The sequence below is a fragment of the Pontibacillus sp. ABV4_188 genome, assembly GCF_056311905.1.
The window spans coordinates 2,508,981-2,522,613 of sequence record NZ_CM149975.1 but is presented as its reverse complement, the minus strand read 5'-3'; the positions used below and the strand labels follow the sequence as shown (position 1 = coordinate 2,522,613).

Annotated in this window: 19 protein-coding genes; 13 read left to right on the top strand and 6 right to left on the bottom strand. The window is 40.3% G+C overall.

Translation table 11 applies throughout. From position 1 onward, the window contains the following. The first annotated feature begins 49 nt into the window (after window positions 1-49). Window positions 50-427 carry a VOC family protein gene (locus tag ACYX4O_RS13010; RefSeq protein ID WP_476351500.1) on the top strand — a complete coding sequence of 126 codons (378 nt, stop codon included), beginning with the start codon at window positions 50-52 and terminating at the stop codon, window positions 425-427. Next, window positions 424-900 carry an N-acetyltransferase family protein gene (locus ACYX4O_RS13005; RefSeq protein WP_476351499.1) on the top strand — a complete coding sequence of 159 codons (477 nt, stop codon included), beginning with the start codon at window positions 424-426 and terminating at the stop codon, window positions 898-900. The genes ACYX4O_RS13010 and ACYX4O_RS13005 overlap by 4 nt, the downstream gene beginning before the upstream one ends. A 35-nt stretch (window positions 901-935) precedes the next feature. Here ACYX4O_RS13005 and ACYX4O_RS13000 read toward each other — a convergent pair whose 3' ends face one another. Beyond that, on the bottom strand, window positions 936-1,160 hold the full coding sequence (locus tag ACYX4O_RS13000) for a hypothetical protein (RefSeq protein WP_476351498.1): 225 nt from the start codon (window positions 1,158-1,160) through the stop codon (window positions 936-938). Window positions 1,161-1,232: 72 nt separating this feature from the next. On the opposite strand from ACYX4O_RS13000, the gene ACYX4O_RS12995 reads away from it, so the two are divergent. Beyond that, window positions 1,233-1,634, top strand: coding sequence for a disulfide bond formation protein DsbD (locus ACYX4O_RS12995; RefSeq protein ID WP_476351497.1), 402 nt, complete (start codon window positions 1,233-1,235; stop codon window positions 1,632-1,634). Window positions 1,635-1,925: 291 nt separating this feature from the next. On the opposite strand, the gene ACYX4O_RS12990 is transcribed toward ACYX4O_RS12995, so the two are convergent. Continuing rightward, a complete protein-coding gene (locus ACYX4O_RS12990) occupies window positions 1,926-2,156 on the bottom strand; it encodes a hypothetical protein (RefSeq protein ID WP_476351496.1) in 231 nt (76 codons plus the stop codon). 341 nt (window positions 2,157-2,497) lie between these two features. On the opposite strand from ACYX4O_RS12990, the gene ACYX4O_RS12985 reads away from it, so the two are divergent. The 7 genes from ACYX4O_RS12985 to ACYX4O_RS12955 all read left to right on the top strand — a co-directional run bounded on the left by ACYX4O_RS12985 (window position 2,498) and on the right by ACYX4O_RS12955 (window position 7,909). Beyond that, window positions 2,498-2,695 (top strand): hypothetical protein, encoded by a 198-nt coding sequence (locus ACYX4O_RS12985; RefSeq protein WP_476351495.1) that lies wholly within the window; start codon window positions 2,498-2,500, stop codon window positions 2,693-2,695. A 94-nt stretch (window positions 2,696-2,789) separates the two neighbouring features. After that, window positions 2,790-2,996, top strand: a complete 207-nt coding sequence (locus ACYX4O_RS12980; RefSeq protein ID WP_476351494.1) for a hypothetical protein — start codon at window positions 2,790-2,792, stop codon at window positions 2,994-2,996. A 165-nt stretch (window positions 2,997-3,161) separates the two neighbouring features. Further along, window positions 3,162-3,539, top strand: coding sequence for a hypothetical protein (locus ACYX4O_RS12975; protein ID WP_476351493.1), 378 nt, complete (start codon window positions 3,162-3,164; stop codon window positions 3,537-3,539). Window positions 3,540-3,926: 387 nt separating this feature from the next. Continuing rightward, window positions 3,927-5,561 (top strand): acetolactate synthase large subunit, encoded by a 1,635-nt coding sequence (locus tag ACYX4O_RS12970; RefSeq protein ID WP_476351492.1) that lies wholly within the window; start codon window positions 3,927-3,929, stop codon window positions 5,559-5,561. 6 nt (window positions 5,562-5,567) lie between these two features. Beyond that, window positions 5,568-7,001, top strand: a complete 1,434-nt coding sequence (locus ACYX4O_RS12965; protein WP_476351491.1) for an aldehyde dehydrogenase family protein — start codon at window positions 5,568-5,570, stop codon at window positions 6,999-7,001. Window positions 7,002-7,134: 133 nt separating this feature from the next. After that, window positions 7,135-7,281, top strand: coding sequence for a hypothetical protein (locus ACYX4O_RS12960; RefSeq protein WP_476351490.1), 147 nt, complete (start codon window positions 7,135-7,137; stop codon window positions 7,279-7,281). A gap of 10 nt (window positions 7,282-7,291) precedes the next feature. After that, complete coding sequence (locus tag ACYX4O_RS12955) at window positions 7,292-7,909, top strand: NUDIX hydrolase (RefSeq protein WP_476351489.1); 618 nt, start codon at window positions 7,292-7,294, stop codon at window positions 7,907-7,909. Window positions 7,910-7,969: 60 nt separating this feature from the next. On the opposite strand, the gene ACYX4O_RS12950 is transcribed toward ACYX4O_RS12955, so the two are convergent. From ACYX4O_RS12950 to ACYX4O_RS12935, 4 genes are read right to left on the bottom strand one after another with little or no spacing between them, the layout of a single operon-like run. Then, the gene (locus ACYX4O_RS12950; protein WP_476351488.1) at window positions 7,970-8,536 is read right to left on the bottom strand and encodes a hypothetical protein; all 567 of its coding nucleotides are present in this window, start codon (window positions 8,534-8,536) and stop codon (window positions 7,970-7,972) included. A gap of 12 nt (window positions 8,537-8,548) precedes the next feature. Next, window positions 8,549-9,985, bottom strand: coding sequence for a sodium:solute symporter family protein (locus tag ACYX4O_RS12945; protein WP_476351487.1), 1,437 nt, complete (start codon window positions 9,983-9,985; stop codon window positions 8,549-8,551). 11 nt (window positions 9,986-9,996) lie between these two features. Beyond that, on the bottom strand, window positions 9,997-10,221 hold the full coding sequence (locus tag ACYX4O_RS12940) for a hypothetical protein (protein ID WP_188655810.1): 225 nt from the start codon (window positions 10,219-10,221) through the stop codon (window positions 9,997-9,999). 19 nt (window positions 10,222-10,240) lie between these two features. Next, window positions 10,241-11,176, bottom strand: a complete 936-nt coding sequence (locus ACYX4O_RS12935; protein ID WP_476351486.1) for an ornithine cyclodeaminase family protein — start codon at window positions 11,174-11,176, stop codon at window positions 10,241-10,243. A 187-nt stretch (window positions 11,177-11,363) separates the two neighbouring features. Between ACYX4O_RS12935 and ACYX4O_RS12930 the strand changes: the two genes are divergently transcribed. From ACYX4O_RS12930 to ACYX4O_RS12920, 3 genes are read left to right on the top strand one after another with little or no spacing between them, the layout of a single operon-like run. After that, window positions 11,364-12,284 (top strand): DoxX-like family protein, encoded by a 921-nt coding sequence (locus ACYX4O_RS12930; protein ID WP_476351485.1) that lies wholly within the window; start codon window positions 11,364-11,366, stop codon window positions 12,282-12,284. Next, a complete protein-coding gene (locus ACYX4O_RS12925) occupies window positions 12,284-12,892 on the top strand; it encodes a DUF4166 domain-containing protein (protein WP_476351484.1) in 609 nt (202 codons plus the stop codon). Before ACYX4O_RS12930 ends, ACYX4O_RS12925 begins: the two co-directional genes overlap by 1 nt. Beyond that, window positions 12,882-13,598: a hypothetical protein gene (locus ACYX4O_RS12920; RefSeq protein WP_476351483.1), complete on the top strand. Its 717-nt coding sequence runs from the start codon at window positions 12,882-12,884 to the stop codon at window positions 13,596-13,598. Before ACYX4O_RS12925 ends, ACYX4O_RS12920 begins: the two co-directional genes overlap by 11 nt. The last annotated feature ends 35 nt before the right edge of the window (window positions 13,599-13,633 follow it).

Genomic DNA, 13,633 nt, shown 5'->3' with positions numbered 1-13,633 from the left:
AAAATGTATATAGATGTTAAAAAAAGATCTTTTATAGGAGAGGGATTCAATGATACTTGGATTACACCATGCACAAATCACGATTCCTAAAGGGGCAGAAGAAGAGGGGAAGAACTTTTATTGTGATCTTCTAGGTCTACAAGAGAAGGAAAAGCCTGAATCCTTAAAAGGGCGAGGAGGGTTTTGGTTGGAAGTGGGAGATCGAGAGGTTCACGTTGGGACAGAGGAGGATTTTGATCGCTTAATAACAAAAGCCCATTTAGCGTACCAGGTTGAGGATCTCTCTTACTGGAAGCGTGTGTTCCAACAACATGAAATTGAAATCATAGAAGGTATTCCTATTCCTGGTTATGATCGGTTCGAATTTAGAGACCCTTTTGGGAACAGGGTTGAGATGATTCAAGAATTAGGCGGGGCGGGGCTATGAAGCTCGTGATTCGAAACGCCGAAGTAAGCGACTATGAGTCATTGTTGACTCTATTTAGCCAGGTCCACGATTTACATGTTTCCCTCAGGCCTGATTTGTATAATGATCATTCAAATCCAGTCGGGTTAAAACTCTTTGAACACCAACTGAATGATGAAACCTACCATATTTATGTCGGTACAATAGAGGATGAGATCGTCGGAGTAGGCGTGATGAAGGTAGAGGAGATAACCGAAAATTCTTTTGTTAAAGCTAGGAAAGTTTTAGTGATTCAAAGTTTAGCCGTTTTACAAGGGCAGCGGAAGAAGGGGATTGGTAGAGAGTTAATGGAGCATGCTTTTGATCTTGGTCGGAGTCTTTCAGTTGATGGGATAGAACTAGGAGTTTCTGAGGGGAATGCTGCTGCGATCGAATTTTATGAGTCATTAGGAATGAAAACGAAGAGTCGGAAAATGGAATTTCTATTTGACTAGCAGAAGGATGGAGACATTTCGTTAATTGAGTAAACCTAGTGTGTGATTTTCAAGTTCGTATTCAATATACATAATGTAATTTGAGTGATGGGGGTGTTCATTGTGTCTACAGAAGGAATCTTTATAATATCAATTGTATCGATTGCACTTTGGATAATCGTTTCTAAAGAGGCTATAAAACCTTCAAAAGAAATAAACTGGTGGAAAATGATACCGTTACTATCTGCTGGGTCTTTGTCTACAGGGATAATAACTTTCACGCTGTTTCAAAAGCTATTATCATAGTGTTGTAAATGGTGTAACCCCCGAACACAGTGTTATGAGGTGATGTAGTGAAAAGTAATATTTTTAACAAAATTGGATGGCTTTTATTTTTGGTCATGGGGATTTCATGGGTCGTAGTTGGTTATTCAAACTGGTACTTATTATTAACTCCAATGGCGTATATCTCTTTTTCCATTCACGACGGTAGCATAAAGAAATGGAAAAAGATCACACAACTGTCCATACGACAAGTAATGCTCCTATTGTTTACGTTTGTGTTGGCCGTCACCATAGTCTATGGTCTTCTTCAATTAGCTAGTTACATAATCAATGATATACTGCACGTAACAGGGGTGATGAAGACCTTCAGTGTGATTGTGGCGATCATTCTGTCATTATATCCTATCAAGATTGCGTTTAGCAGTATTGTGTATAAAGTGACGAGCGGAGTGAATGCAAGGAGTCATTAGGTTGACTAGCGAAGTCCATTCCAGGTTCTAGTGCATTATCAGAATATGTTCTCTGAGTATGCGAATGGAACAAATGCTAAAGCACAAACGGTCAATAAATACTGGAAAGAGTGCAAGGCTACTAGTAAGTCGTTCAAATTTAGATCAAAAAATGAAAGGATATTCTGAAATGAGTGTTAGATTGCTTAGCAATTTGATGCTCATTTTTTAGGGTTTTGACCGCAAAAAAAAGAGCAAATTCCTTACTAGAACATGCTCATGATTACACTCATGTTACGTTAAGATCAATTATTATTTTTCTGGCATTTTAAAAGTTATCGGAAGATTATTCCCCTCTTCCATTTTCTTGTATAGTTCATTAAGAATTTCAGTTGCTCTTTCGCTCGAGTTGTATCTTCCTAGAGTTCTGCTCCGCTCGGTAAAAAAACTTCTACCTATAACACCTTCAATATTCTTACCCTTAACTGTAACCTCTTTTACATTTATTAAACTTTTTTTACTCTGTGTGATGACCCAAAGCATGAAAGCCCTCCTTAATTACTTCGTTGGTTGAAGAACGCTCTTTATCTTATATACTATAGTAACGCTAAAAAACCTCTAAATCGACTGATAGATATACAAAAGCAATGAACTTATCAATTTATTTGATTTCCAGTTGTTTGAGCCCCGGTCAGTTCTGATTAAACCATATACTGGTAAGGTTGTGGTAAAATGAATATAATGGAAACTTTGTGGATATTGGGCTAAAAGGAATTCTCGTTCAAGGGCGGATGGATTATATAAGGAAGTATTGATCCCTTCTAATTTTTTCGGTGCGATTATTGAAGGAGATTCGTTCATTGTTTTATTAAAGGAGGGGGCTTTTGATTCAGGTGTTAGAAAACATATATGAACTATCGATAGCTATACTGCTGTTATGTTCATTATTTTATGTTAGACAGTTGAAAAAAACGAAGCGAGAAAGAAAACTCACAACATTTGAATATGTCATGTATTTCATAACACAAGTTGCCATTGTTTTGTGGGTGAGTAGCTTTCTCCTTCTAAGATATGGAATGTAAATGTTAAAACGATCATCTTGTATAGTCTAAAGGAATGCTATACAAGATGATATGACAGAATGTTTTTGAATCCACCAAAAAAGAGGTGTAAAAAATGGACTTATTGATTTGGATAACTATTGGGTTTACAATAATTGGATTTGTCGCTCTCATTTCTTTGAAAAAAGGTATGGAAATTAAGGTCGCTTTTATTAAAGCAACTATAGAAAGCGAGGAAAGTTCAACAAAAGCTAAGTCCGTAATTTGGTGGATATGGAGTACCGTAGCTTGGGGGATAGTGAGTATGTTTCTAGTTGTTTAGTGTTTTCATAATTACTTAGGGTAACTGTTTCAAATATACTTAAACAAACGGGTGACGATTGTTGAACAATAGTACCCGTTTGTTACATTATCGGAGCATAAGTTTTGAATAGATTCAATGAAACTTCTCTGGAAGCACTGCGACTATTTTCATAAGGAGGTTTATATGAAACGTAAGAATTTTATTTATCTCATTCTATTCTTAATATTTTTAGTCGGGTGTAACCATGGGACAAGTGAGGAGACTACTTTGGATGAGGAAGGAAATGCTGGAACAACATCATGGGCGTTCAAGTTTGTAAAGTATAATGATATTTCTTATGAGCTAACTAGTATAGAGGTAAATGAAAGGAATGTAGGAGATAAGATTGGAGAGGTTAAACGAGATCTCGCCGATTTGGATACGGCTGGAAAACTCAATGAAGTCAATTTTGACGCAACGGGATTGCCGAAAGGGACACCTTTGTATAAAAGCAAGAAAAGTAAAGATGCAATCATTTATAAAGAGAACAACACTTATTTCATTGCTAAAAAACATTCTTAAGCTAACGGATGAGATAGTTGAAGATGATCTATAAAAAGAGCGCTTGTGTGTTTTATTACCCAAGCATTCTTTTTTTGCTATATATACTGTTAGTAATGATCCTACACATAGTATGTTTTGCATAACATTTCACATCCTACTTTAGATTACACAGTAAGGGACTACTTACGTGTACCGGGGCTTCCTTTTTTTATTTATGGCTCAGGCAAGGTCATACCCCGGACACCCCAAGCACTCAACAAGCGTAAGGGCCCTATCCACACATAAGTGCCTCAGCCTCGATTCTTCCACACAAAGTTGCTTATGTGTGTAAGACCCTCACCTTCTACTAATAAGAACTTCATTCGTTACACACCCTATAAATACTGAGATTAGGGAGTGACAGATATGAACGTTGCACAATTGCTTATTAAATGCTTAGAACATGAAGGTGTAGAATATATCTTCGGCGTTCCGGGCGAAGAAAACATTGATATGATGGACGCGATTAAAGACTCAAAGATTGAATTCATTACGACACGTCATGAAACAAGTGCAGCCTTTATGGCGGGAACTTACGGTCGTTTAACTGGGAAACCTGGAGTCTGTTTGGCGACGCTTGGGCCAGGGGCTACAAACTTATTGACGGGTGTAGCAAACGCGAATATGGACCATTGCCCACTTATTGCAATCACGGGGCAGGCTGGACTGAATCGCCAACATAAGATTTCCCATCAGTATTACGACCTCGTAGATATCTATGAGCCCGTCACGAAATGGAATGCTCAAATTAAAACAGGAGAGATCGTACCGGAAGTCGTAAGGAAAGCATACCAATTAGCAGCAGGGGAGAAGCCGGGGGCGACCCATATTGATTTGCCTGAAGATGTAGCGGGGATGGAAGTGGATCTTGATCCTCTGTACATAACAGAGCATGTGTTACCTCAAGCGAGAGAAGACGTTCTGAAAGAAGCGGCTCTTTTGATTTCTAAAGCCCATTCTCCTTTGATTTTAGCTGGTAATGGGGTAACTCGTTGCGAAGGAAGCAAGCATCTTCGTGAATTTGCTGTGAAGACGCAAATCCCTGTTGTTCATTCTTTCATGGGAAAAGGGGCCTTGTCTTGGAAAGACGACTTAAGTCTTCTTACAGCTGGATTGAGCGGAGGCGATTACATTACTTGTGGGTTTAAGCAGGCTGATCTCATTCTTACAATTGGTTTTGACATGGCTGAAACTCCTCCGCAAAACTGGAACCCTACAGGAGAAACCCCTATTCTTCATATTGATACAGAAGAAGCTGAAATTGATGCTTATTATCCTGTTTCTTTAAATGTTGTGGGAGACATTAAGAAAAATTTAGAGCAATTAATGGAGAAGGTTCCAGAACAAGCTCGTCATTTGGATTGGGCGAAGTCGATTCGCAATAAAGCGCTCAAGGAACTTGATTCCTATAGAAATGATACGGGCTTTCCAGTCAAACCACAGAAGATTATTGCTGACCTTCGCGAGGTATTACGAGATGAAGATATTGTCATATCAGATGTTGGAGCTCACAAAATGTGGATCGCGCGAATGTATCATACCGCACAACCAAACACGTGCCTCATTTCAAACGGGTTAGCTTCAATGGGAGTGGCTGTACCAGGGGCAATCGGTGCGAAATTAGCACAAAGGGACAAAACGATTGTGGCAGTGTGTGGAGATGGCGGCTTCCTTATGACCGGTGCAGATGTTGAAACAGCGGTGAGATTGAATTTACCGATTGTCATTTTACTATGGAGAGATGAAGGATATGGACTTATTGAATGGCACCAGATGAAAAAGTTTGAACGTCCTGCTCATATTGATTTTGGGAATCCGGACTTTCTAAAGTTTGCTGAGTCATTTGGTATGGAAGGTATACGTGTGGACCGAGCTGAGGATTTAAAACCAGCCATTGAAAAAGCGGTCGCCATGAAGCGTCCAGTCTTGATAGATTGTCCTGTTGATTACAGTGAAAACATGAAATTAACCGAAATGCTGAAGAACATAACGTGTGAATGAGGTGACATGATGAGGATCAGTTCGATCATTAACGGAGAAGAGTATAAAGACGAAACGAGAGAGCCTTTAGAAGTAAAGAATCCTTATAATCAGGAAGTAGTAGCGGAAATGGCTCTAGCGAAAGTGGGAGACTTACATAGAGCAATTGATGTAAGTTTTTCAACGTTTCACGATACGATGAAAGAGATGCCTGCACATAAACGAGCGGATATTCTACGTAAGGCTGCTGATCTGTTGGAAGAAAGAGAAAATGACTTTGCTCAAATCATCTCACGAGAAGCGGGGAAGCCTATAAAATTTAGTCGTGGTGAGGTGCAACGTTCTGTACAAGTTATCCGCTTTGCATCTGAACAAGCGAAAGACATTAATGGTGAAGTTATTCCAATGGATGCTGCGATTGGAGGTCAAGGTCGATTAGGCTTTACGAAGCGAATGCCACTCGGTGTTGTTGCAGCGATTACACCTTTTAACTTTCCGCTCAATCTGTCCCTTCATAAATTGGCCCCTGCGATTGCAGCAGGGAATACGATTGTGTTTAAGCCTGCTGAGAAAACACCTGTTTCAGCTTACATGCTCGTAAAGCTTTTTCATGAAGCTGGCCTGCCTGTTGGAGCTTTAAACTTAGTTCTTGGGTTAGGGGAAGAACTAGGTGATCCTCTAGTTGAGCATGACAACGTTCATAAAGTAACCTTTACCGGTAGTCTTCCTGTGGGCAGAAGAATTCGTGAAAAAGCAGGATTTAAAAAAGTCACGCTTGAGCTTGGTTCAAATTCGCCTAACATTTTATTTGAGGATGCGGATGTAAAAGAAGTGGTTACAGATTTAGTTAAAGGCGCCTTTGCTTTTTCAGGGCAAGTATGTATATCCGCCCAGCGCGTATACGTTCACCATTCCCTGTTTGAATCATTCTTATCGGAATATAAAACCCAAACCGAAGATCTTACCATTGGTGATCCTCTTGAAGAAGGTACGGACTTTGGACCAATGATTACAGAAGAAGCAGCTGAACGCGCGAAAACGTGGATCGATGATGCCGTGAAAAACGGAGCAAAGATTGAAACAGGTGGAGAACAAAAAGGCACGCTTCTAACTCCGACGATTATGACGAATGTTAAAAGCGACATGAAAATTATCGCAGAAGAAGTATTTGCCCCAATAGTATCGATTATTCCATTCGAGACGGAAGAAGAAGTAGTTAAAGCCGCTAATGATTCGATTTACGGACTTCAAGCGGGGGTCTTCACTAAAGACATTAATCGCGCCTTCCGAGTTGCTGACCAGATTGAAATGGGCGGGGTGTGGATTAACGAAATCTCTACCTATCGTCAGGATAATCACCCTTATGGTGGTGTGAAACAAAGTGGAATCGGACGAGAAGGGGTTAAGTACGCGATAGAGGATATGACAGAAATGAAATTTTATGGAGTGAAATTAAAGTAGAGGAAGAGGGCACTGGTGGAAACCATGCCCTCTATTTTTATAAAGTTTAATCTACACTAGGCATGGTAAGCGGTTGAGTTCAACTTTCCTTTTTGAAATACTTGGTTTAGGATCAAAGGGGGCGGAGGGCGTTATGGTGAACAAACGAATAGCTTATGCAATTTTTTGTGTCGTTTTATATAATGAATTCATTCCTAAACTACGAGAGGAATATGATGAGTCCTCTCCTGGAAACCTTATTGAACGTTTTAGAGAAGAAGCAGCAAAGGATAACGAGTAGGAGATGAAGTATGGAGGAACAGCTAAGAATCTTTGATAAAGAGAAGAATTCTATTGGGGTGGCATCACGGGCAGATGTTCATAAATATGGTTACTGGCATGAGGTGTTTCATTGCTGGATGACTACAAGAATAAATCAAGAAGCATACCTGTACTTACAATTGCGTAGTCCCAATAAGAAAGATTATCCAGGTCTATACGATATAACAGCTGCTGGTCATCTACTTGCTGAGGAGTCGGTAGAGGATGGTATACGAGAGGTGGAAGAAGAGTTAGGTTTACGAGTTGCATTTGAAGAATTGATATCGTTAGGGATTCTTTCTTATCAAGTTGAGACTCAACAAATTATTAATAAAGAGTATGCAAATGCGTTCTTATATAAGGGGAATCACGATTTTAATGATTTCGATCTCCAGATAGAAGAGGTAACAGGAATGATGCGTGTAAAGTTAAGGGATTTTGAACAGCTCTGGTTCAATCAAACAGACAGTATCATCGGGTATGGCTTTAAGGTAGATGGGCATGGGGGTAGAGAACTCTACGAAAATCGACTAGGACGATCTGATTTTGTTCCACATGAGGATACGTTTTACGAGGAAGTCATTCGTAAAATAAAAGCTAATGTATGATCTATCAAAAAAATTGGACTAAAAAACCTCAAGCAGAAGCGAATCTGCTTGAGGTTTTTTTTAAAGTTTCCACGTATTAGACTGTGCAAGTTCTCGCATTAACTCTTCTGACTCACCTGTATTTCCGTTAATGTAGTAGGACTTAGTTAAAAAGTGAGTATTTAACTCAACGTCCCAAAGAGGTAAATAAACCAACTCTGTTTCTTTAATTTCATACCTCGGTTTTTTAAGCACGTAGTTTCTGTTGATTTGTTTATCCTGCACATCCGGCACATAGCGAGCTAACAGATCTTCCTTACTGATTACCGCTTCTTTTACTTCAGATGCATGTACTTTTTTCTGAGCGGTTGGCGGAATGTTTGGAAATAACCCGCGATACCCTGTAATGGCATCGATAAACACCATGTTAGGCTTTACTTTCGGAGGAAACGGTTTTCGGTCTGCAATAACCAGCATTTTAACAATCCACATAGGATAATAGATTTTAGTTTTCTCTTTAATACCTTCTTGAATTGTCTTTTCATTGAATTGACGGTTCCATCGCAAAGTGGGCTTCACGCTTTTATAAATAGATGTAGATAAATCTGTTTCCTGAATTTTTCCTTCACCTATAATCGTAACATTCATTGAATCACCTGCTTATGCTTGTATGTTGGTATGATACTGATCGACTTGAAGTTGAGTTGATTGAGATGGAGAGGCTGTCATTAGGCTCACTCCGATGGTTAAGATCGCAGAAACGGGTGCAGAAACCAGGTGTTCTGAAACTAATGCAAAAGGAAGGAGTGCCATAATAATAAATGTTACGGTACCACCTACCATTCCTGCTAGAGCTCCCGCTGTGTTCGCGCGTTTCCACCATAATCCAAGTACGAGCGGGAATCCAAATGCCGAGAGCATGGCTCCACTTACCCAACCAACCATAACAGCAATAAGTTGAGGTGGATTAATAGCGAAGATAATTCCGACTATACTAGCAAGAATCATGACGACAAGACCTAGTCGAGTAACCGTCTTCTCGGAAGCCTCTTTGTTGATGTGTTCCTTATAAATATCATGAGCAATACCGGCGGCAACAGCGAGTAGCATCGCATCAGCAGAAGACATGATTGCCGCCAATAACCCCGCTAACATTACCCCAGCTAGAATAGGTGGCATATAGTGTTCAATAACGGATATGAAAATCATATCCTGATTCTCAAGCGATTCTGCAACACCTAAACTTGCACCTGCTGAAGCGATGAAGAAGCCGAAAACAAAGACCGTAACATACAGGAAACAAGCTCCCAGTGCAGAGCGTCGAGCTGTTTTCGCATCACGAGCTGCAAAGTTTCTCATGACAGCTGAAGGGGAGACTACTCCAAACCATAAGAAGGCAACAAATAAACCAAAGTAGGACATCCAAGGCTGCGTAACATCACCAAATTGAGGATCAACAGCCAGAGCATCTTGGATTAACGTACTAACTCCGCCATGGTCCATCACTATAATGAGAGTTAAGATCAACATTCCAATTACCATAACGGCACCTTGAATTAAATCCGTATATGTAATGGCCCACATTCCTCCCAGGGCTGCATATAAGGTGAACCCAAGACCTAATATGATGACGGCTGTTACATAATCAATCCCTAACACATAGGACCCAATTAGGCCAGAAGCTGTTAATTGAGGAATCATATAAAAGGTCATACAAAGGACAACGATAATAGCAGATACAATTTGGACTGACTTTCCATATCTTGTTTTAAAGAATTCAGGTAAAGTTTTCACACCGGCTCGTCTGATTTGACCAGAGATGAGAAACATGGCGAACGAAGGGATGGCTACAGCACCAAATCCATAGGCTAGCAAGAACGGTATACCAAGGGCTACACCTGAGCCAACAGCCCCCATTAAAGAACTTGAACTAGCTACTGCAGCGAAGAAGGCGAAAGAACCTACAAAACTATTAATCTTACCACCTGCAGTCCAATAATCTCCTTCAGAAGAGTGGGCTCTCTTAGCAAACCATATGCCAATGCCGGTCATAATTAATAAATATATTCCAAGTATCGTAGCTTCCATTATTTGCATAGACTCACTCCTTATTCAGCTTCATGCTTCTCGATTTTTTCCATCCAAATCACGTAGATTATGGTTAATGCGAGCCATATGAAGAAACAAGCGAACATGGCCCATCCTACTAGAGATATACCGCCGATGTAGGTATCAGTAGGCCACCAAATCCAAAACATCAAAGCGATTGTAGATAAAAGGATGACCATGATAATTCCAGGGTCTTTCCACTTTTTCTTCGTTAATTTTTCCATTTAATCACCACGCTCCTTTCTATTGATAGAGTTTTTCATAAATAGATTGAAAGACGACTAGGTCAAAAATGGACGCACCGACAGATTTAAACACAATTAGTTTTTCTTCAGGGGCTTTTGGAGTATGGTATTCAGTAATAATTCTTTCCAAGTCCCATGCATCTTCAAGGTCGGTTCTTAATGCACTGGCACGTATCATGTCTCCTGATTCGTGTAATGCAGATGGTGCATCTACATAGATTTCCGCTGCTTGCTCTAATACATCATCTGACATCTCTTGCATATCAGGCCGGAAGGATCCCACGCCTACAAGTAATTTTCCTTTCCATTCAGCTGGGCTCAAATTGGGTAATACAGGTTCAGTTGAGGTAGTCGTGGTGACAATGATATCTGAGGCTCTAACTAGCGTTTCAGCAGTTGAAATGCTAAACGTTACGGTTGGGAATGCGTGCTCGGCTCTTTCTTTAAAAGCTTCTGCCTTTTCTTTCGTTCGGTTAAAGATATGTACTTCTTCAATATCTCTAGCGACAAGCGCAGATTGTAAGTGACTCCACCCTTGAGTCCCAGTCCCAATAATGCCAAGTGTTTTCGCATCTTTCCTCGCGAGGTAGGATATCCCGAGTCCTCCGAGTGCGCCTGTTCGTAATGCGGTAATGGCAATTGCATCACATAGTAATAACGGTTCCATCGTCTTTCGGTTATGAAGGATCATAAGCCCATGGATCGTGTCTTTTCCCACTTGTGAGTTTTCAGGAGCGACCCCTACAAGCTTCGTGGCGTAATAATCCCCATAAAAAGCAGGCATCAATAAAGCGGTATTCTTACCGTCATTAATGTGCATACGATCAGGGGAAATATAAGAATCGTCCCCAGTTTTGTAGAATGATTCAATAGCCTGCATCGTTTCTTGCATCGAATAGTGTTCTGTAATTTCTTCTTTTGATTTAACGTTCAAAAATAATTCCTCCTCTCTTGTCGTTCACCATATTAACAAAATTTTCAGAAAAATAAAATAGGATAGTAGACTTAGTATTTTGGGTCTCTATCAAATTAGGTCTTTATGCCTCTAGTTAGGGTTATCAGAATCTTTCTATTCCTGCTAAACTTATAGGAGTAAGTTAGGAGAATAGGAGTGATGATATATGGTGAATCGGAATCCGATCTATGTAGAGATTCCTATCCGTGCAGAGATGGATGATTTATGGGAAGCTTCGCAAAGTCCAGGCAGGCATGAACAGTGGGATCTACGCTTTTCTTCAATTACTTATCAACCTAAGAACCACGATTATGAACCGCAAGAGTTTACATACAAAACAAACATAGGACTGGGTCTTTCCGTTGAGGGATGGGGGAGAAGTAAGGGGACTCATGATGGTAAGGATGGTTCAAAAACGTCCTCTCTTCACTTTGGTACAGATCAAAAGATCTCTATCATTACAGAAGGAAGAGGCTACTGGAAGTACATCCCGAAATCGGATAAAGAGATGACATTTCTAACTCAATACGATTATCAAACAAGATTTGGTAAGGTTGGGGCATGGATAGACACATTGTTCTTTCGTCCTATGATTGGATGGGCAACAGCACTGAGTTTTGATGTCCTTAAACGATGGCTTGAAAAAGGGGTAGCACCTAAGACCCAGTACATACAGTTCTTCGCTTATTGGATCTTATCCTTTTTCTTTTCCTTTGTATGGATTTATCATGGATTGATTCCTAAAGTCCTGTATAAACATCCAGAAGAAATAGCGCTAGCAGAAAGTTTACTGCCCTTCTCGGTAGGAGCGGGTTCTGTAGTCGTGTGGATGGGAATTGCAGAAATTCTATTTGGTCTCACGTGGTGGTTTATAAAGAGGCGAAGGTGGCTGTATTATTTGCAGGTGTTCGCTTTTCCTGTACTTACCTTATCGGCCATTATGTCAGACCCAAGTACGTTAACTCATCCGTTTAGCCCATTAACCTTCAATAGTGGCTTATTTCTGTTGTCTTTACTGGGACTTGCAGTGAGTAGGGATGTACCAACTGCTAAGAATTGCAAGCGTAAGAGGGAGGAGGCAGTTTAATGCCAATTTATTCACAAGTATTAGGGTATGAGTTCAAGAAGTTACATCCCATGCTTCAACAACGCTACAAGCATATCGAAAACAATACATATAAAGGATCTGGAGTCATGAAAAGAATATGTGGTGGCCCAAAATGGATGTTCCCTCTAAAGTTGATGGGGACAAGAAGAAAGCTCATGTTTCCTGAGGAAGGAACGTTCATTCCTTTTACGATTCAGCATAAGCCTCAATTTGGTGAGATGGGCGAGGAACAAGTACATTGGGAGCGGGTGTTTTATTTCAACGGTAAGAAGCGGTATTTCAATGCACTTATGAGTCTCGATCCTGACCGAAAGATTATTAAAGACTATCTAGGTGAACCATCTGTGATGTATTCTGATTTAGCTTTAACCGTCCTTGAAAACGGTGGCTTACACATTCAGTCAAAGAGACAGCGTGCGGTATTTGGGAAAAAGGAACTTCCTTTGCCACGCTTCCTTCAAGGGATAGCCACTGTGGTTGAAACCTTTAATGACGAGCGTGGAGTTTATGAAATCTATGTAAGTGTCCAGAATCCTATGATGGGTACGATTTTTTCCTATGAAGGTGAATTTACAAATGATACGTAACATCCCAACTAGTCGAATTAGAGGTGCATTTCATGTCGGTGAAGAAGTCCTTGCGGAACACAAGGATAAGCGAAGGAAAGAGGTAGGGTTAGTAGAAGACATGAGAATATATGAAGATATTGATCTACATACCTTGTCCCCCGTGATTATTGACTTTTATGAACGAACAACGTCCTATCGCTTATTTGCAAAAGTAAAGTGGAAAACATGGTTTAAGCCTTTTGCCTTTGTTTATCGCATGTTTAGTAAGAGAACAGAACAAATTAACTTGCCCTTATCGAGTAAGGAAGTGGAAATGACAGGCGATATTGTTCCTGTTTCAGAAGAGACAGATGGTAGACCCCGTCCTAGGGCGTGGGTGCGAAGAATAGGGGAAGAGGTTTGTTTTATTGCCATCTATTCTTTTCATAAGACGAGAGAGCGTACCTATATGAATATCGGACTTCCCTTGCCCTGGTCTACTATGACAGGGGTTCTTGAGCTGAATCAAATGGGAAGTCGCTTGAGTTTATCTAGCAAACGCTTCACATCAAAAAAAGCTGATTCAGGAACGTATTTAACAGTTAAACAAAAGCGCTTCAAATTGCCGATTGAAGAATACTTTCTCGTGGAAGAAGTGGGGGAAGGAGACCTGCGCGCCATACATAAGATGTGGTTATTTTCTGTTCCCTTTTTAACCATTCAGTATCGAATCATCCCAAAATAGCCTGGCTTCTCATAGGAGAAACCGGGCTATTAGTG

Excerpts from the sequence above, each read along its gene's own strand:
- ACYX4O_RS12980 (WP_476351494.1), top strand. The coding sequence starts at position 2,790 with ATGGACTTATTGATTTGGATAACTATTGGGTTTACAATAATTGGATTT.
- ACYX4O_RS12955 (WP_476351489.1), top strand. The coding sequence starts at position 7,292 with ATGGAGGAACAGCTAAGAATCTTTGATAAAGAGAAGAATTCTATTGGG.
- ACYX4O_RS13005 (WP_476351499.1), top strand. The coding sequence starts at position 424 with ATGAAGCTCGTGATTCGAAACGCCGAAGTAAGCGACTATGAGTCATTG.
- ACYX4O_RS13010 (WP_476351500.1), top strand. The coding sequence starts at position 50 with ATGATACTTGGATTACACCATGCACAAATCACGATTCCTAAAGGGGCA.
- ACYX4O_RS12940 (WP_188655810.1), bottom strand. The coding sequence starts at position 10,221 with ATGGAAAAATTAACGAAGAAAAAGTGGAAAGACCCTGGAATTATCATG.
- ACYX4O_RS12920 (WP_476351483.1), top strand. The coding sequence starts at position 12,882 with ATGATACGTAACATCCCAACTAGTCGAATTAGAGGTGCATTTCATGTC.
- ACYX4O_RS12990 (WP_476351496.1), bottom strand. The coding sequence starts at position 2,156 with ATGCTTTGGGTCATCACACAGAGTAAAAAAAGTTTAATAAATGTAAAA.
- ACYX4O_RS12965 (WP_476351491.1), top strand. The coding sequence starts at position 5,568 with ATGATGAGGATCAGTTCGATCATTAACGGAGAAGAGTATAAAGACGAA.
- ACYX4O_RS12960 (WP_476351490.1), top strand. The coding sequence starts at position 7,135 with ATGGTGAACAAACGAATAGCTTATGCAATTTTTTGTGTCGTTTTATAT.
- ACYX4O_RS12925 (WP_476351484.1), top strand. The coding sequence starts at position 12,284 with ATGCCAATTTATTCACAAGTATTAGGGTATGAGTTCAAGAAGTTACAT.
- ACYX4O_RS12945 (WP_476351487.1), bottom strand. The coding sequence starts at position 9,985 with ATGCAAATAATGGAAGCTACGATACTTGGAATATATTTATTAATTATG.
- ACYX4O_RS12970 (WP_476351492.1), top strand. The coding sequence starts at position 3,927 with ATGAACGTTGCACAATTGCTTATTAAATGCTTAGAACATGAAGGTGTA.
- ACYX4O_RS12930 (WP_476351485.1), top strand. The coding sequence starts at position 11,364 with ATGGTGAATCGGAATCCGATCTATGTAGAGATTCCTATCCGTGCAGAG.
- ACYX4O_RS12950 (WP_476351488.1), bottom strand. The coding sequence starts at position 8,536 with ATGAATGTTACGATTATAGGTGAAGGAAAAATTCAGGAAACAGATTTA.
- ACYX4O_RS12975 (WP_476351493.1), top strand. The coding sequence starts at position 3,162 with ATGAAACGTAAGAATTTTATTTATCTCATTCTATTCTTAATATTTTTA.